The following is a 17,845-nucleotide window of genomic DNA, read 5'->3' on the forward strand; positions in this document are numbered from 1 at the left end:
AATTCAGGAACTTCGCAACGCTACAATCGGATCTAGCCTAGCAGCTTGTCTAGCGGGAATCACCCCAAAAAATAGACCGATACCGCCAGATACACCAACTGCAAGAGCGATCGCTCCTAAAGAAAGCCCCCCTTTAAGAGGAGTATAAATTCCAATCACAACAATAGAACCCGCTCCGAGTAACGTACCGATCGCACCCCCAACCAGGGATAGAATCATTGCTTCAATTAGAAACTGCTGCAAAATATCAAATCGCGTAGCTCCCAGTGCCTTGCGTAAGCCAATTTCCGCAGTACGTTCTGTTACCGAAGCTAACATGATATTCATAATTCCAATACCCCCAACAAACAGGGAAATACCAGCCGTAGAACCCAACAACAACGTTAAAGCACCAGTAACATTATTAGCAGCAGCTAGAGCATCAGCTTGGTTGCGTACAGTAAAGTCATCTTCACCAGAAATTTTATGGCGCAGGCGCAGTAAATTAGTCACTTGATATTCTGCTATATCCACATTCTCTTCATTAATAGCAGTTACTGCAATAGAATTAACAGCAATTCCATAGGGTGAAGTTCTTCCCACCAAAAGACTTGACGCAGTAGTAATGGGAACAAATGCCGATTCATCCTGACTATTCCCAGCGCTAGCGCCTTTTTCTATCATTACTCCAATTACCTGGAAACTACCGTTATTCAGGCGCACGCTTTCACCAATAGGAGAACGATCCCCAAATAGTTCAACTGCTAGTTGAGAACCTAAAACTACTACACGGCTATTGCGTTCTACATCTGGTGCGGTAAAAAAACGTCCTGAATCTACTGGAAAATTACGCACGCTCACAAAAGCTGGCAGCGTTCCAATGACGCTAGTTTGCTTGGCGTTGCTGCCATAACTAACTAATGCTTGACTGCTAATTTGTGGAGCAACTTCTTTAACTGAGGGAACTTGCGATTCTATAGCACTGGCATCAGCCAAAACTAAAGTATTTTGTCTCTGGCTACCGCGTCGAACATCACCGCTTCCGGGAAATACATATAGAAGATTTGTGCCTAAAGATTGAAGCTGTTCTGTGGTATATTTCTGCGCTCCTTGTCCCACTCCCACCATTGCAATTACTGAGGCATTGCCTATAATAATTCCTAAAACGGTTAATAAACTCCGCAGACGATTTGCTGAGAGCGTTTTTACCGCCATTGTTACGCTTTCTGAAATATCCATAATTGGGAATGGGGAATTGGGAATCAAAACCGCGTGTCATTCTTTACTACATTTTGAGCAGGCGATCGCTCCACTACATTTCGCTCAGAATGACATCTTTATAGCGATGCTGGGAAACATTTAAAAATGAACTATTAACGCTGAATAAAATATTACCTAAATCTTACAGGCAACCCGCCGCCGCCGGCTCCTCCTCTTCCACCACTACCACCAGATCGAGATCTGGGGGATCTCTGTACATAGACAAACACTTGCTCTCCCGGCTCTAAACCTTCCAAAATTTGAGTTTGATCTCCTAGTGAAAAGCCTAGTGTAACTGGCTGGAATTGGGGTTGTTGATTGGCGTCGGGAACCATAACTCCAGTTTTGCCTTTTTGAGTAATAATGGCAACAGTAGGCACAACAACGGCATCTTTAATGCTTTCACCTACAAAAGTTAGGTCAAGATTCATCCCCGCTCGGAGTTTATTTTGACCAGTTTCTAGAGATATCCGCACTTGAAAAGAAGTAACGTTTTGCTCGACAACTGCCGCTGGCGCAATTAATCGCACCTTCCCGCGAAACTTTTCTCCCGGAAAGGCATCTGCTTTAACCTCGACTGTTTGATTGAGGCGAATTTGACCGATATCTCTTTCTGGTACTTTGGCTAGAACTTCTAGATTGTTAGCGATCGCCACAATAGAACTAGAAGTTGCTGAAGATGTAGAAGAAGCTGAAGTAGTTGGAGTCACAAAAGCGCCTACATTGGCATACTTTTGCGTAATAGTACCGCTGAAAGGCGCTGTAATTATTGTGTCAGTTTGTTGCACTTGAACAGCTTTTAACTGAGCTTTGGCTTGAGCTACTAAAGCTTTATTTTGGGCGATTTCTTCTGGACGAGTGCCATTCAAAAGTTGTTGTAGCGCTTGGCGTGCTTCTGCAACAGCGGCTTCGGCTTGGATAATTTGCTCTCGGCGAGTACCGTTGCGAAGCAAATCTACTTTCTTCTGAGCTTGTTGAAGATTAGCTTGAGCATTGCGCTCGTTTGTTAAAACTTCATCGAGTTGATCTTGAGCGATCGCTCCACTCTGAGCCAATTGCTGATATCTAGTAGTGCGTTCTTTTGTTAGGTTAAGTTGCGCTTGCGCTGCATTTACTTGAGATTGTGCTTGAAAAATTTCTTCTGGACGACTACCAGCTTTTGACTCAGCTAGCTTTGCTTCAGCTTGTGCCAGACGCGATCGCGCCTGAGCAATTTCTGTAGGACGACTACCAGCGATCGCCAGAGCCAGACGCGCCTCTGCTTGGTCTACATTAGCCGCAGCTTGGGCAATTTGGGCTTGAATTTCTGCATCTTCCATCCGAGCAATTATTTGCCCTTGTTGTACCTTATCTCCTTGCTCGACTAAAAGCTGTGCTATTCGACCAGATCGTGTGGGACTTAAATTAACCTCTTTTATAGGTATTGCCGTACCGCTAGCACTAATCTTGACGCCCAAATCTTGTGTTTTTACTTCTACTGTTAACCCCTTCTGGCGCTGTGTCGGTTGTTTGTTAACAAACTGGGTATAAGCAAAAAATCCCCCACTTCCAATTAGCGTTGTTAGAACTAATCCAACCAGCCAACGTGGGGGTTTATCAACTTTGCCAATTAGGGGAATTTTCATTGCCAGCCATTGTTCATTGGTCATTGGTCATTAGTAAGGACAAAGGACTTTTGACAAAGGAGGATTACCCATTACAAATTTTTTTAAGTTTAAGTATAACCGGGAAAGATTTAATCACTTTTATTCCTATCTAAGCTTTAATGGGTGCTTAATCTAGTGTAATATCAGTCCGACGATTGGTTTTAAATCTAATAATTTATGCTAAACTCCACCAATCGCGATCGCTTAATATGGTTAATTAAAATTATCACCCGCCAGCGCTTTTAAGATCTGACTAATGGCTTAAGTTATCTTAACAGAACTGACAAAGAGATTTAGTCAATTTTAATAGACTTGAGCTATTAGCCCAGACCTTAATTTCCGGTTGGGTGAGAGCCTTTAATAAAGAGCTATAACGCTTGTTAAGGCGCTAATTGAGGCTGTTTATCTCTACTTTTTCCCTGTCGGTTGCGGAAATTTCCTCCCCGCTTTTTCATCAATTGGTCAAGCTTAGCGCGTTGCTCAGTAGTTAGTTTCTCGCGCATTTCCAACATACTTGAAAAGCGTAAATCCTCAACCTCCTGCCGCAACGCTTGAACCTTCTGATGTTGCTGACGGATTTGATCTGAAGAAGCTGTACCCGACATCATCCGGCGCATTTCTTCGGATGCTTGACGCAAATTTTGCTGGCTAGTTTGCATCCTGTCTTTGTACTTAGCACGAATTGCCTCCATATCGCGAATTTGCTGCTGGTTGAGACCAAGTTGCTGCATAAGCCGAGCCTTACCTCGCTCCATACGGCCTTGGCCAGGTTGGTTTTGAGCGACAGTTTGGGGAAAATTGGAATTGGGTTTAGCAACAGCAACAGCACTACCGAAAGCAAGAATGATAGCTGTTAAAACAGAAACATGACGTAAAAGCATTGTCTTGAGCGGTGAGGTGATAACTGATATTTTATATTTGATATTTTTTTAATAAAAGTGGTTCCCCGTTAAGGATAAGGGCTGAACTATCAATTCAGCCTATATCCTTCAGCCTTTACTCAAAATTTATAGGCTTTGAGTTGGCGCTGCTGGAGACTGTTGACCTCTATTCTTCCCAGTATAGTTACGACGATTTGCTTGCCGATTTTGCTTCATTTCGTCAAACTTGGCTTGTTGCTCTGTAGTCAGTTTGGCGCGGATTTCTGACATACTTGCAGATTTTATATCTTGCATTTGCTTCTTCAAACCTTGCATCTTTTGCTGTTGTTGCGCGATCTGATCTGCTGAAGCGTTATTTGTCTTCAACTGGCGCATTTCTTGTTTGGCTTGACGCAAGTTTTCCATGATAGGCTGCATCTGGGGTTTGTACTTCTCCTGAATTGCCTGTATATCCTGCACTTGCTGCGCGTTCAGACCGAGTTGCTGGGTCATCCAATTCTTACCACGTTCTCCGCGCCCTTGACCGGGTTGATTTTGCGCGACTGTTTGCGAAAAATCAAAATTTGGCTTGGCAACAGCAACAGCGCTACCTAAAGCAACCATCAGAGCGGCTAAAACAGAAACGCGACGTAAAAGCATAGTGTTGAGAGCTGAGTTGTTAGTTAATAATTGAAAGTCGATTGTTCGTGGTTGATTGTTGATGGCAATGAACCATGAAATTAGGAACGCTAGACAATAGATAGATGCTTAATTGATTGGCATCCAATCTTCTTCTGGACTATCATCCACGACGCTAGTCCAGTTGTTTTCTAGAAAAGCTTCGAGAGTGCCAGTGTCAACCTGTGCGGTGCGCGGTGTTAGGAAGTGAGATCCTGCTAAAGCAAAGATTGCACTAGCGGCGATCGCTGGTGTTACTATCCACAACAGCCGACGTTGAGCAGGCGGATCTTGTGAATATGCGAGACTACGCATAATCTGCTGTTCTAGATCGGGTGCAGCAGTTGGAGGATCTGGGCGATGCCCGCGCAGAAAATCTACTAAGCGTTTATCGTCCTCATGATGTGGGAACTTCGTCATGGCTGAACTCCTTGTTTTTGAAGGAATTGTCGCATTGCGTCACGCGCATGGAACAGGCGAGACTTGACGGTTCCCACCGGAATCCCTAGAATCTGCGCTACCTCTTTTTGCGGCACATCCTCCAAGTCATGCAGAACCAGTACAGCGCGATGTTCTAAACTAATTTGAGCGAGGCCGCGTTGCACCAAATCCTGATAGTGTAGATGCATCAAATCGGGGGCTTCCTGTTCGACTGGTTGCGTTTTGCTCAGAGTTTGCCTCTGGGTGTTGGCTTGAGCAAAGTGTCGCCGCTGATCGGAGGCGACATTCCACGCTATGCGATAAAGCCAGGTGGAAAATTGGGATGCCTGCCGCAGATTTGGCAATCCTTTCCAGGCGCGGAGGAAAACTTCTTGCACCAAATCATCTAGGTGTGATGCACCAGAAAGTTGGTAAAGGGCGGATCTGACTCGTTGCTGATGACGGTGGTAGAGTTGTCGGAAACTTTGCGTGTCTCCCTCTTTGCACCGCTTTATTAGGTAAGCATCGGTGTCGCGAGCAGATTTGTCGCTGGGTTGTTCGCTTGTTAGCCCATCGAATGGTACAGACGGCACCGATTGCATCTCCCTCACCAGTTTGTTCTATGGATTAGACCCAGGTGGTAAGAAAAAGGTTCAAGGGCGATCGCGCTAATCCTGTCGTCGCGCATAAAACCCCAAATGGTTAGCAATGGGACGCTGGCGCATGGGGATGCGCGTGTGAATAGGTGAGTTGAGCGATCGCGTCCCCGAAGCATTAGCAACTACCAGCGTTGTCGATCCGCCGCCGTCCAAGTTCAGCGCTTTATAAGCACCCAACTCCATCACAATATCTGTCAGTTCAGGCAAGGTCATACCCTCGCTATATTTAGTCTGACGACCATCAACAATAATTAGCCACAATTTCTCGCCGCTTTTATCAATAGCTACGGCGGTGCGCGGATACAGATCGTTCTTGGTGGGATTATCTTTTAGCACCACAGGCTTACCGCCATCAACAAAAACATCACCACCCGACAATGCTTGAACTGCACTCTTTTCGCAACTTTCTCGACGGATTTGGACGCGGTTATCAGGTGCAAAACACAACACAGTCGAGTCTGACTGGCTAGATGAATAGCTATTTCCATTTGAGATAACTTGCCCGAATACGCTCACTGGTTCGCCGTTGTGGGGGTAATAATCCAACGGCCCGTTTTCACGAAATGGGCCAAAAAAGCTGCCATTAATAGCGAGTTGCAACTTAAACTCTTTAACAAAATCAGAGGTAGTTTGCGCCCTCAACTCATATGGCTGCCCGGTTTGCTTGTCCCACCCGTTTGGTTTTCCCGGTGTCACCAAAACCCCAATTCCCGGTGCGGTTAGGTCAATGGTAACGATGTGAATTGTATTTGGGCGTGGCGTTGAACGGGCAAAACGCCGATAAAAGATACCCTGAAATAGTTGTTGCTGCGTCTCGGTGCGGGGGGGACGGCTTAGAAGTAACGCACCATAAATTAATAAGAGTAGTAGCGGTATCCCCAAGATAGTCAGGGAAACGGCGATCGCGGCTCGCTTCAGGGTGATTTTTGGTCGTTTGCTCATGCTGGTAAGCTTCATTAAGGCAAAAGTAACCGCAGTTTCAGACCTTAATTACTACACTTCTCTATTAATAAATTCCTGCATCAATGGCTTTTTAAGAAATTTTATCAAGCGCGATCGCTCTTAAAAATACACAGTATAAAATTATTAAAAACCCGCCCTTAGAAATTTCCAAGAGCGGGTAACTAATTACTACGAAGCTAAATTTATCTTAGGGTAACAAACTCTTCTGCTGTTGAAGGATGAATACCAACGGTAGCGTCGAAATCTTTCTTGGTGGCTCCCATCTTAACTGCGATCGCTATCCCTTGTATTATCTCTCCGGCATTTTCCCCAACCATATGCGCCCCTAGCACGCGATCCGTCTTTTTATCCACTACCAACTTCACCATCACTTTCTCTTCTGCACCAGTCAAACTGTGGAACATCGGGCGGAATCGGGCGCGATATATCTGCACGCCGTCGTCTCCCAACTGCTCTTTCGCTTGCGCTTCGCTTAAACCAACCGTACCCGCTTCCGGTTGAGTAAACACCGCCGATGCTACATTTTCGTGACTGAATACGCGGCGATTATTCCCAAACTCAGTATCAGCAAAACAGCGACCTTCGCCAATCGCAACTGGTGTTAAATTAATCCTGTTGGTGCAATCGCCTACAGCGAAAATATTAGGCACAGAAGTGCGGCTGTATTCATCAACTTTGATGGCGGATTCTACACTATACCCATCTATTGCCGGCGAACCTTGGTTTTCACCTTTTACAACTTCAACACCTGCATTCTCCAAACCCAAACCGCCTAATTTGGGAACGCGACCGACAGCAACTAAAACTTGATCCGCCCTTAGTGTCGTCTCCGCGTCTTTGCCTTTTTCAACAAACTTGACGTTAAGACCTTCTGGCGTTTTCTCGACGCCTTTACCCGTGCAATTAGTAATAATTTTGATGCCATGTTGAGCCATCGCATCTTGAATACCAACGCGGATATCATCATCAAAGCCTTTGAGGATGCGATCGCCCCTCAGCACCAATGTAACCTCGCTGCCAAGTCCGTGCATAATACAGGCAAACTCTACAGCAATATAACCCGCGCCAAAAATAACAATCTGCTTGGGTTGCTCTTTAAGGAGAAATATCTCGCGAGAGGTGATGCAATGTTCCTTTACTCCTGGTAAATCTGGTCTAGCTGCTTCCCCTCCAACGGCAATTAATATCTTATCTGCCGTATATTTGCGCCCGTCTACTTCGACAGTATGAGCATCTACTAAAGAGGCGCGACTCCTAAACAATTCCACTCCAGCTTTTTCCAGAAACCCAATATGCATCTCGCTGAGACGGCGGACTTCCTTATCGACCGAGGTAATCATTTTCTCCCAGTCTAAGCTTCTTTCACCCACACTCCAGCCGTAACCTGCTGCATCCTCAAACAAGTGGGAGAACTTAGAAGCGTAAACCATTAATTTTTTGGGGACGCAACCGCGAATCACGCAAGTTCCGCCGACTAAATCGTTTTCTGCGATCGCTACTTTTGCTCCGTAGCTGGCAGCACGTTTAGAGCTAGCCAAACCACCAGAACCCGCACCAATCACAAACAGATCGTAATCGTATGTCATAGCTTATTGCTAGTTGTTAGTTGGGTAATGAGTAATCGGGTATTAGGGTATGTAGTTACGAGTTATTAATTTAAAACGTGCTACTTGGCTACGTTAACAAAATTCATAAATCATAGCTCCCCCCATGCCCCATTCCCATTTTCACTTTTTCGGTGAATTTGGCGATGGACGGTTGGGTGAAGCGGGCGTGTCAGTATCGCGCGATCGCGGCGTGGGCGCATCATTTTGCAGCTGTTGACGCCCGTTGCGAATTACCCTCAGCATATCGCCCAACTGCTGCTCGATGTTTGTCAAAACTCGGTCGGCGTAGTCGTCTGCTCCAAGCTGAATATCCTCGCACTCTTCGAGCGCCATTTGCCGCATTTGCTCTAGTTCCTGTTGTGCTTGCAACCGCAGGCGCTCAATTTCCGCGAGCGTTTGCTCCTGCATGAGTTCGCACTCTTCTTGCACTCGTTCTCGGATCAGTTCTGCTTCTCTTTCTGCCTGTCGGATGATACCTATTTCATCCAATATCTGATCCGCTCTGCGTTCGGCTTCCTGAATAATTGCCTCACCATAATCCTCTGCTTGCCGGATAATATCTTCCTTATGCAGCACTATGGCTTCCGCTTCGCGAAATGCTTCTGGCAAATTTAGGCGCACGACATCCAACTGGTCGAGTAGTTGTTCCTCATCAACCAGCGTGCGTCGAGTAAAGGGAATACGGGGACTATCCAGAATCAGTTCTTCGAGTCTGTTCAGCTCCCGCTGAATATCTACACCTCCCGATCCACTCTGGGGCGATTCACCCTCGTTGCTAGGTCCGTCGCTATCTGGGTCGAGTCGGGATGGGTCTTGGCGTAACATCGGTAGATATCTAGGGCAACGTGCTGGGGAACAAGATGATCGACGGAGCCGCCAAATTTGGCAATCTCTTTCACTACGCTACTACTTAAAAAGCTGTATTCGTTAGATGTGGCGAGAAAAACTGTCTCAATTTGATCCCAGAGGGTTTTATTAGTATGAGCCATCTGGAGTTCGTGTTCAAAATCGGAAAGCACTCGCAATCCTCGCAGCAGCGCAGTAGCTCCACGCATTCTGGCATAGTTTACTGTCAGACCATCAAAGCTGTCTACTTCTACATTCGGCAGATGTTGCGTACACACGCGAATTTGCTCTATGCGCTGCTGCACGGTAAACAGGGGCGTTTTGTTGGGATTGAGCAGAAGCGCGACAATCACCCGCTCAAAGAGCTTGCAACCCCTCTCTATAATGTCGAGGTGCCCCAAGGTAATCGGATCGAAGCTGCCTGGATAAATTGCAATCACACGGGTAAACCCTAGAGCTAGCTTTGGCAATTGTACTGAACTATGGTGACAATTTTATGAATTTTTTGAATAAAATTACCTTTAAACGTTTATTCAAGAACGCGATCGCCCTTTTATTATTATCGTAACTCTTGTAACAACCCTCTTGTCACTTATTAGCTATATCAGTTTAGCATACAGTTTTGTAGATACAAAATGCTATTTAGGCATACCTTATAATGTCAGTTGAACCTATTTATTTTTAATTGTAAAAATTGTTATTTAACCGCAACTTTGAGGTTAAACGCAAGAGTTTGTAGCTAGTTGTTATGATATTTTGCCTGTTAATGTAATTTTTCTAAGTTCTACCTATTTACATCAAATACGCATAATTATCAGCAACAACGGCAGGTAATAATTTGCAAATTTTACCAAAATACTTTTTATTCCATGTACTACTCTAGTAAGCAAATATGTTGTAAAAAGCGATCGCACTGCGGAAGCACCACCAACCTGCGGTAGGATATTTTCTAGTTGTTGGCGATCGCCATAAAACCAATAGCCTATAGAATAATATGGATATGAGGATATTTTAGGTAAACGCAAACAAAGATTGTCAGAAAAGCCTGACTTATTCAGCCTAAAGTTTAAACAACATTGAAAGCTAAAGAAAAAGCCATATTTTTTCAACAGTTAGCCGCTATGCTGAACTCTGGCTTGACAGTACAGCACAGCTTAACTATGGCGGTAAAAGAGCGCCATTCATCCTTCGCGCGCTATATACAAAAAGCCAGCGCAGCGGTGGGATCGGGGATGGATTTAGCAAGCGCGATCGCCCTCCAACCTAACTATTTTGACGCTTGGACGATCGGCTTGATACGCGCCGCCGAATACAGTGGAACATTGCCAGAAGTTTGTCGGCGAATAGCGATCGCAACTGAAACAGAACAGCGACGAGAAAGACTTTATCTTTCGGTGAGGCTAGCAGCGATCGCTATTATTTGGAGCATATTATTACTAATAGCAGCAATATTCAAAAAGCAGACAAGCGGTTTGATGAAACCGGGTTTCTGGATATATGCTTTAGGACTCGGCTTAGTTTTGTTTTTCGCAAGTCTTATACCTTCTCGCTACCCCAGCCGAGGATTGCATCAATTGACGGCAAAAATACCCGGATTGGGAAAAGTAATCGAGGCGCGATCGCTGCTTTATTTAGGTGATTTGGCATTACCTTTGAGTGCGGGGATACCGATTTTGACCGCCCTAGAATTGCTGCGATCGCACATCCGAGATCCTCAAATGGGAGAAAATATAGCCAAAGCCTCTAGGCAAATTCGCAGCGGAAGAACCCTCACAGAGAGTTTACAAAGCAAGATACCACCAGTAGCCATCCAAATAATCCGCACTGGCGAAGAAACGGGTAATTTAGACAACGCTTTCCAAAGATTAGCAGTATATTACGAGGGTGAGCTAGAGCGCTCGCTTCTTCAGTTACAAAGTATTTTGCGCCCTGTAAGCTTGCTAACTGTTGCTGCTTTAATTGTTGCTCTTGGAGTTCGGCTCATCACATCATTTATGAACTCACTACCAGGATAATTTTTGATATCCCGCATCCCCAGGTACACCCTGGAAATGCCTATTCTGTAAGTTTCCGCCTCCAGTGAAACGAGAAGACAAGAAATTATTCTTAAGGCATACTTAAACCTCTAAGCGTCTCCTGCTCTTTCAAACCCTTACTCTGAACTAATACCCCAAAACGTCCCAACCCTGCTGGATCTATCAGTTGGTGTAAAGCATCGCGACGCCGCAACAGCTTTTGGATATCTTGTCCGCAACTAGAGGCGAGATTAGCAATGCGATCGCCCATCCCCAACGCCATCAAAAACATCCCTTGGTGAGTAAACCCCACTCGCTGCAATCCGCACAACTCCCCCCATCGTTCCAAAGCAGTAAAATCTACATGGGCAGTTATATCCTGTTGCCCAATATTTATATAAGGATTGTCGTGATGTCGGTGCTTATAGTAACACTGCAACGTACCGCGCGAGCGCTGTGGATTGTAATACCTCACAGCGGAATATCCATAATCAATTGTCAGCAAATACCCCCGATTTATCCTATCTGCTACCACACCCAACCAGTCCAAAGCTGCCAAATTCACCTCGCTGCGATATCCATCAGCATACGCACTCGATGGCAACTCAATTCCTACTAATTTAAAATACTCAGTTAGCTTTAGCGTTGAAAGTTCGCCACTTACTTCTACAAAGTTATCATTTGCAGTGACATAAATTTCCCGCAATTGCCCCTCTTCAACCACAAACTGATGCACGGGCAAAGCATCCACCAACTCATTAGAAAAACAGCAACCAGTTATAGAGGCGCTGGGTATTTCCTCCCAGCTACGCCAATAAATGCGCCCCCAATTAGTTATCCAATCTTGCAACATCTGTTGCTGTTGGGCAATCAATCCGGGTGCTTTTTCAACAATTACATACTCTAAAACATCAAAAAACTGCGGATAACTCTTTTGTAAATATCCCAGGACATCAGCAGCCAAAAGCCCTTGACCCCCCCCCATCTCCACTAACGTAAATGGTTTAGGGCGTCCCAGGATATCCCACATTTGGACAAATTGCTCTGCCAGCACTTCGCCAAAGTCAGCACAAAGGTGAGGCGAAGTAAAAAAGTCACCCTGCGAACCAATATTCACAGAAGGGCTAGCATAGTAGCCGTATTGTGGATGGTACAGCACCAAGTCCATGTATGAAGCAAAAGTAATGCGCTGGAGAGGGCTTGCTGCGATCGCGCTTCGCAGGGTTGCAGCTAATTCATCCATTTAACTTAGCTAGCACCTTAGCAACATTTTCACCCAGCTTCTCAACAGACGCCTGCTGATTGGGATCTTTCAAAGTGCCATCAGTATTAAAAACCTCATAAGCCTTAGAAACCGCTACCTGATCCGGAAGCACAATAACCTTAATATTTCCCAGTATTGAGCGGACGTGAACTAAACCGCGCATACCCCCGAATCCTCCTGGCGAGGCGCTCATAATAGCCGCCACCTTGTCAACATAACAAGCCAGCATTCCTTCTCCCGGTAATGGACGCGACGCCCAATCAATAGCATTCTTCAAAACGGGCGTAATGGAACTATTGTATTCAGGACAAGCTATAAGAAGTCCCTGATGTTGCATCATCAGTTCTTTCAACTTAAGTGCATTCGGGGGGATTCCCTCAGCTGCTTCAAGATCCTCATCATATATAGGCATGGGGATATCCCGCAGATCCAAATATGTCACCTCAGCCCCCGCTGATCTGGCTCCGTTTGCAGCAATTTGCACCAGTTTCTTGTTATAAGAGTCCTTCCGGGTACTACCAGCAAAAGCTAAGATTTTGGGCGTGTAAGCCATACGTGCTTCTAAGTAAATTTCCTATTATTCATTTCAATTCTAATAAGGATTATTACATAGCCACCCGCGCACCACTTATTCAGATACTCATAGGTAGCTAAGAGAATTCACTTACCACATCCCCAAGATTCCTCATAGTACATCCTGGGGAAAAACCCCCCTTAAAATCACAAGCCCACAAGAGATTTCGGTTTCACAGCCAGCAGACCTCCGAAATTCATTCCCCGACACAGCCAGAAAACGAAAAAACTCTCAACCACAGCCCAAACTTTAACGTGGAGGGGATTTTTCCAGCTAAACATAGCTAAAGCCAGAGAAAGAGAAAACTCTCAGCCACAGCCCAAACTTCAATGTGGAGGGGGCTTGGGGGACGCACCCCGTCCCCCAACGGGGGGATTGGGGGGAGACCCCCCAAATCCGGGTTTTTCTAACTAAACGTAGGCAAAAATAAATTTTCTAACCCCTAACCCCCATGCTGCGAGAGAAAAGCTTCGACTTCGGCTGCTGTAGGTTGGGATGCGATCGCCCCTGGCTTCATCGCCGTCAACGCACCAACAGCGCTGGCATAACTCACCACCCGCTTAGCCGCCTCCGGATCGCTAAGCGTCTTTATACCGCCTTGACATAACTGATGAACGAAACCCGCAACAAAACCATCGCCCGCACCAGTAGTATCGGCTACGTTGACTGAAAAAGCAGGCACATGTCCTTCGTTTTGCCCCAGACAGTAAGCGCAACCCTTGTCCCCATCCGTGATCGTGACACCCTCTATCGTGTCAAGACGGTAAGCGATCGCGCCTGCATCCGCTGTCCCAAACAACAACTCAGCTTCTTCTTTCGACAGCTTAAGGAAATCAACATGCTTCAAAAGATCGTAAATCGCTGGCTTGGCAAGGCTGGTATCTGGCCAAAATGTTGGCCTCCAATTTACATCTAATAAAATCTTCACGTGATGCCGATCTGCCAACTGAATAGCGCGTGCGATCGCCCCGCAGCTTTGCGGATAAGCCAACTCCAACGTACCCAAAACTAAAAAATCAGCGTTTTCAAACAGAAGTTCCGGTAATTCAGTAGCTTGCAGCCGAGTATCGGCAAATTCTGTCGTGTCGATCTCGCCAAACCCAGCAAACTCCCTATCGCCAGTTTGCGATCGCACCACGTAAACTTGCCGCGTCGGTGCTGTTGCGTGACGTTGCACGCCGCGCATATCTACACCAACTTCCTGCAATAGTTGCACCAGAGCCTCTCCCGGCTCATCCGACCCTACGCATCCAACAAAACCAGATGGCGTTCCTAACTTGACCAAAGCACAAGCAACATTCGCCGGAGCGCCCCCTGGATATGGAGTCCAGGATTCCACCTCGTTGAGCGATCGCCCGATTTGATCGGCCAGCAGATCGTACAAAATCTCGCCTAGACACAGAACACGGGGATTAGTCACAGCTGCATCCTCTTCACCTTTCTCAGCCTACCAGAGGCGTAACCCCGCGTTAAGGTATTAACATAAAAGAAATACTAAGTAGATATACTAAGGGGAAATTACTTATGGCTAATACCGAGCCTCTGACGCCCGCGACTCTCTCCGACCGGGAACTGCAAATTATCGATCTAGTGTCTGATGGCCTAACCAACGATAAAATTGCCCAGAAGCTGGAAATCAGCAAGCGCACGGTTGATAACCACATTAGCAATATACTGACCAAGACAAAGACCAACAATCGTGTAGAACTTGTACGCTGGGCTTTGCAGTGGGGGAAGGTTTGTATAAATGATGTCAATTGCTGCCCCTTGCCATCAGCTACTGATGAAGTAATTTCCTAGAACTTTGTTAAACAACTATGGTCATTGCTCTAAAGCCATTGACCCTGCGGTGGATGTTAGACAAAGGACGCGATCGCCGTCCTTTGTCCATACTCTCAATTACTTTATTAGTCGGATTGGCGGGATGTGGCGATCGCGGCTTTCTTACCCCTCCTCCGCAAATCCTCGGAGCCTCCCTCAACAGCCTAGCTGCCGATCGAGAACCCCGTTTTTCCTACGATGGTCGCTACTTAGTATTTAGCTCTAATCGGCAAGCTAACAGAGGTATATTTTTATACGATGTCACCTCACATCGCCTGATCGATCTTCCAGGACTCAACCAGTCTGGTATCCTTCAAGACCAGCCAGACATTAGCGCCGACGGTCGCTACATAGTTTACATATCAGAAGAGCGGGGCAAGCCGGACGTATTTGTTTATGACCGCCAGACGCAACAATCTGAAATTATCTCTGGCAATATTTTGAGCGAAGTCCGCCATCCCACCATCAGCGGTAACGGTCGCTTTGTTGCCTTTGAATCCAACCGTTCCGGGCAGTGGGATATTGAAATTTACGATCGCGGCAGCGTTGAAGTATCCTTACCCAACGGGCAGTCATCACCGATTAAGCGTCCTGGGAAATCCCAACCCTCGCCCGCTTCTAATTCACCAGTTCCGCCTCCGCCAGCTAAACCTTAAAAAAGCGCTACATATTATCAACACTCTCCGGTCTAGAGCCTATCCTAGAAACGGAATTAAGCGCGTTTACAAAAAATAAAAAGGCGATCGCGCTTCGTACAAAAATTTGCGATCGCTCCAAGACGTAAACGCTACAGTTGAAAAACATCTCAGTTAATCAATCTGCTTCTTAAAGTAGTGCTGCTTATGACTACTGCTGCTTCGGCTTCCTCACAGACCGACAACTTCTGGAGCTTTGACTTTACCGCTCCTCAACCCACACAGGATAGCGATATACTCAGGCAACTCAACTTCATACCTGGGTTAAAAGAACTCCTGATGCTGCGTCAAGTTCATGCTTTAGAACACGCAACCGTTTGGGTTCTCGGCGATACATCTAGACCACTTAACTTCAGAACTACTGGCAATCGCACGGCTAGCGACAATGACTTGCTCGGCGGCTTATCAACCGACCAAGGATTTTATCTCTACGGCCAAGTTAACCCAATCGACTTGCAACGCGCAGTTCGCATCGCCCTAAACCGCATTACCAGCGGCGAGTGGAACCTAGCCGTGCATCCTCGCTGCGGAACTAACTTGTCAGTCGGGATGCTAGTCACCGCAGGACTAGCCTTGAGCGCCCATCTCATACTGCCTCGCGGCCCCATAGAGCAAATCATCGGTTTGGGTATTGCTGCGGGTGCTGCTGCCCAGTTAGCCCCCGATCTGGGTAGCCTCGCCCAAAAGTATCTGACAACCGCAATTCCCTTCAATCTAGCTATAGAAGAAATTAGCGCTACGCCTGACATTTGGGGGCGTCCAGCGCAATTTGTCCGGGTGCGGTGGCTCGAACATTAACAAAAATTAAAAACTCTGTTACTCAGAGAGTCCTACTCCAGTAGTACCCTGAAGCTTAGTAACTTAAGGGAAAAAACACTTATGGTTCAACGTGGTTCAATCGTTCGGATTCTTCGCAAAGAATCTTTCTGGTTCCAGGACACTGGTACAGTAGCTTCTGTTGACCAGAGCGGCATCAAATACAACGTGATTGTCCGCTTCAATAACGTCAACTACGCTGGCGTCAACACCAACAACTTCGCCGTAAACGAAGTGTTGGAGGTTGAAGCACCCAAAGCAGGCGCGAAGAAAGCCGTGGCTAACGCTCCTACCTCAACTCCCATTGACGAAAGCAAGCGCAAAACTGGTAGCGGCGTTAAGGCCGGTAGTCAAGATAAAAGCGCTCGGGGTACGCAAGAATCTGGAAATAGCGATCCTCTGGTAGAGGGAGGCGGCAATCAGGGAACTGAAAAGCGTTAAGCTGTGCCAGAACTGCCTGAAGTTGAAACGGTTCGGCGGGGTCTCAATCAAGTCACGCTGAACCAAGAAATTATGGGTGGCGACGTGCTGCTAGAGCGCACGATCGCCCACCCTTTTTCTGGGGATGATTTTTTGACAGGTCTGAAGGGCACGGTTATTAACCAATGGCATCGGCGCGGGAAATACCTGCTGGCAGAACTGTCTAGATCTCACCTCGAACCTCTCAACCCCGACTCCGGACTCCAGACTCCGGAGTTAGGACAAAGCCCAGGGGGTTGGTTGGGGGTTCACCTGCGGATGACTGGTCAGCTACTGTGGACAGATCCCTCAGTGCCATTACAAAAACACACGCGATCGCGCCTGTTTTTCGACAGCGGGCGCGAATTACGTTTTGTTGACCAGCGCACGTTTGGTCAGATGTGGTGGGTTCCACCCCATACTCCACCAGAAACCATCATTACTGGCTTGCAGAGATTAGGATCAGACCCCTTTTCACCTGGTTTCACTCTGGAGTATCTAGCTGGGCAATTGAAAAATCGTCGCCGCCCGATTAAAACTGCCCTGCTGGATCAGTCTGTGGTGGCTGGGATGGGTAATATCTACGCCGATGAAGCTTTGTTTATCGCTGGCGTGCAACCAGAAACTTTGTGTGCTGACCTGAACTTAGATCAAATTCAGCGTCTGAGAGGAGCAACTATTAAAGTTTTGCAAGCTAGCATCGATGCTGGCGGCACTACATTCAGTAATTTCCTCAACGTGCAAGGTATTAACGGTAACTATGGCGGTGTTGCTTGGGTATATAACCGTGCTGGTCAAGCTTGTCGAGTTTGTACCACACCTATTTTGCGCCTCAAGTTAGCAGGACGCTCATCTCACTTCTGTCCTCAGTGTCAACGGCTAGAGAGAAGAGCGAATAGGTAAAAGAAGAATGATGAGTTATAAGTTTCAACTCCCAACTTATAACTCATCATTCTTAAATCTTAACTTTTAGCAATTACCCAAACTATCTTGAGCGAAACCGCGATGGAGCCGAAGAAGGATACTGCTGCGTTGAAGCTGCGATCGCGCCTAAAGTGAATTTATAAGAATTTACAAAAATAATAAGTATAAATATTAACTAAGTAGGCAAGTCTTGCGCTTGTAACAGCCCTCAAAAGCATACTGTGGCGGAGAGGACGATATCGACTAAGTGTTGTCACCAGGCTTGACTTTTACTTTTAGCTGTGGCGATAAGACAGCTTGCTGCATCGGTCTATGGCATTTTCAACTCAATCTTTACTTGCAGCTACCTTCTAAACCAT

19 protein-coding genes are annotated in these 17,845 nt (G+C 46.4%); 6 read left to right on the top strand and 13 right to left on the bottom strand.

Annotated elements, in window-relative coordinates; all coding sequences use genetic code 11:
- Positions 1-3: 3 nt before the first annotated feature.
- The 10 genes from H6F77_RS11295 to coaD all read right to left on the bottom strand — a co-directional run bounded on the left by H6F77_RS11295 (position 4) and on the right by coaD (position 9,358).
- On the bottom strand, positions 4-1,218 hold the full coding sequence (locus H6F77_RS11295) for an ABC transporter permease (protein WP_190488431.1): 1,215 nt from the start codon (positions 1,216-1,218) through the stop codon (positions 4-6).
- A gap of 152 nt (positions 1,219-1,370) precedes the next feature.
- Complete coding sequence (locus tag H6F77_RS11300; protein ID WP_242022068.1) at positions 1,371-2,888, bottom strand: efflux RND transporter periplasmic adaptor subunit; 1,518 nt, start codon at positions 2,886-2,888, stop codon at positions 1,371-1,373.
- A gap of 377 nt (positions 2,889-3,265) precedes the next feature.
- Positions 3,266-3,766, bottom strand: a complete 501-nt coding sequence (locus tag H6F77_RS11305) for a Spy/CpxP family protein refolding chaperone (RefSeq protein WP_190488433.1) — start codon at positions 3,764-3,766, stop codon at positions 3,266-3,268.
- A 126-nt stretch (positions 3,767-3,892) separates the two neighbouring features.
- Positions 3,893-4,405: a Spy/CpxP family protein refolding chaperone gene (locus H6F77_RS11310; protein WP_190488435.1), complete on the bottom strand. Its 513-nt coding sequence runs from the start codon at positions 4,403-4,405 to the stop codon at positions 3,893-3,895.
- Positions 4,406-4,513: 108 nt separating this feature from the next.
- Entirely contained in the window at positions 4,514-4,843 is a 330-nt protein-coding gene (locus H6F77_RS11315) for a hypothetical protein (RefSeq protein WP_190488437.1), read from the bottom strand.
- Positions 4,840-5,358, bottom strand: coding sequence for a sigma-70 family RNA polymerase sigma factor (locus H6F77_RS11320; protein ID WP_375335933.1), 519 nt, complete (start codon positions 5,356-5,358; stop codon positions 4,840-4,842). The genes H6F77_RS11315 and H6F77_RS11320 overlap by 4 nt, the downstream gene beginning before the upstream one ends.
- Positions 5,359-5,511: 153 nt before the next feature.
- Positions 5,512-6,444, bottom strand: a complete 933-nt coding sequence (locus tag H6F77_RS11325; RefSeq protein ID WP_190488441.1) for a phosphodiester glycosidase family protein — start codon at positions 6,442-6,444, stop codon at positions 5,512-5,514.
- 203 nt (positions 6,445-6,647) lie between these two features.
- Positions 6,648-8,051 (bottom strand): glutathione-disulfide reductase, encoded by a 1,404-nt coding sequence (gor, locus tag H6F77_RS11330; RefSeq protein WP_190488443.1) that lies wholly within the window; start codon positions 8,049-8,051, stop codon positions 6,648-6,650.
- A 141-nt stretch (positions 8,052-8,192) separates the two neighbouring features.
- On the bottom strand, positions 8,193-8,897 hold the full coding sequence (locus tag H6F77_RS11335) for a F0F1 ATP synthase subunit B (protein ID WP_242022069.1): 705 nt from the start codon (positions 8,895-8,897) through the stop codon (positions 8,193-8,195).
- Positions 8,807-9,358 (bottom strand): pantetheine-phosphate adenylyltransferase, encoded by a 552-nt coding sequence (coaD, locus tag H6F77_RS11340; RefSeq protein ID WP_190488445.1) that lies wholly within the window; start codon positions 9,356-9,358, stop codon positions 8,807-8,809. Before coaD ends, H6F77_RS11335 begins: the two co-directional genes overlap by 91 nt.
- Positions 9,359-9,994: 636 nt before the next feature.
- Here coaD and H6F77_RS11345 point away from each other — a divergent pair.
- Entirely contained in the window at positions 9,995-10,933 is a 939-nt protein-coding gene (locus H6F77_RS11345) for a type II secretion system F family protein (protein ID WP_242022071.1), read from the top strand.
- A gap of 91 nt (positions 10,934-11,024) precedes the next feature.
- Here the strand turns inward: H6F77_RS11345 and H6F77_RS11350 are convergent, their stop codons facing one another.
- The 3 genes from H6F77_RS11350 to H6F77_RS11360 form a co-directional block, all read right to left on the bottom strand.
- Positions 11,025-12,176 carry a class I SAM-dependent methyltransferase gene (locus tag H6F77_RS11350; RefSeq protein ID WP_190488447.1) on the bottom strand — a complete coding sequence of 384 codons (1,152 nt, stop codon included), beginning with the start codon at positions 12,174-12,176 and terminating at the stop codon, positions 11,025-11,027.
- Positions 12,169-12,750: an NADPH-dependent FMN reductase gene (locus H6F77_RS11355; RefSeq protein WP_190488449.1), complete on the bottom strand. Its 582-nt coding sequence runs from the start codon at positions 12,748-12,750 to the stop codon at positions 12,169-12,171. Before H6F77_RS11355 ends, H6F77_RS11350 begins: the two co-directional genes overlap by 8 nt.
- A 463-nt stretch (positions 12,751-13,213) precedes the next feature.
- The gene (locus H6F77_RS11360; protein WP_190488451.1) at positions 13,214-14,191 is read right to left on the bottom strand and encodes a carbohydrate kinase family protein; all 978 of its coding nucleotides are present in this window, start codon (positions 14,189-14,191) and stop codon (positions 13,214-13,216) included.
- A gap of 104 nt (positions 14,192-14,295) precedes the next feature.
- On the opposite strand from H6F77_RS11360, the gene pedR reads away from it, so the two are divergent.
- From pedR to H6F77_RS11385, 5 genes are all read left to right on the top strand, one after another.
- Positions 14,296-14,571, top strand: coding sequence for a photosynthetic electron transport-dependent transcriptional regulator PedR (gene pedR / locus H6F77_RS11365; protein WP_190488453.1), 276 nt, complete (start codon positions 14,296-14,298; stop codon positions 14,569-14,571).
- Between the two features lie 17 nt (positions 14,572-14,588).
- A complete protein-coding gene (locus tag H6F77_RS11370) occupies positions 14,589-15,248 on the top strand; it encodes a TolB family protein (RefSeq protein WP_242022073.1) in 660 nt (219 codons plus the stop codon).
- A gap of 186 nt (positions 15,249-15,434) precedes the next feature.
- Positions 15,435-16,085 (top strand): DUF6391 domain-containing protein, encoded by a 651-nt coding sequence (locus tag H6F77_RS11375; protein ID WP_190488455.1) that lies wholly within the window; start codon positions 15,435-15,437, stop codon positions 16,083-16,085.
- An 81-nt stretch (positions 16,086-16,166) separates the two neighbouring features.
- On the top strand, positions 16,167-16,544 hold the full coding sequence (locus H6F77_RS11380) for a photosystem I reaction center subunit IV (RefSeq protein ID WP_190488457.1): 378 nt from the start codon (positions 16,167-16,169) through the stop codon (positions 16,542-16,544).
- A gap of 3 nt (positions 16,545-16,547) precedes the next feature.
- Positions 16,548-17,465: a DNA-formamidopyrimidine glycosylase gene (locus H6F77_RS11385; RefSeq protein WP_190488459.1), complete on the top strand. Its 918-nt coding sequence runs from the start codon at positions 16,548-16,550 to the stop codon at positions 17,463-17,465.
- The last annotated feature ends 380 nt before the right edge of the window (positions 17,466-17,845 follow it).

Source organism: Microcoleus sp. FACHB-831 (assembly GCF_014695585.1).
In the GTDB taxonomy this organism is placed as follows: Bacteria; Cyanobacteriota; Cyanobacteriia; order Cyanobacteriales; family FACHB-T130; genus FACHB-831.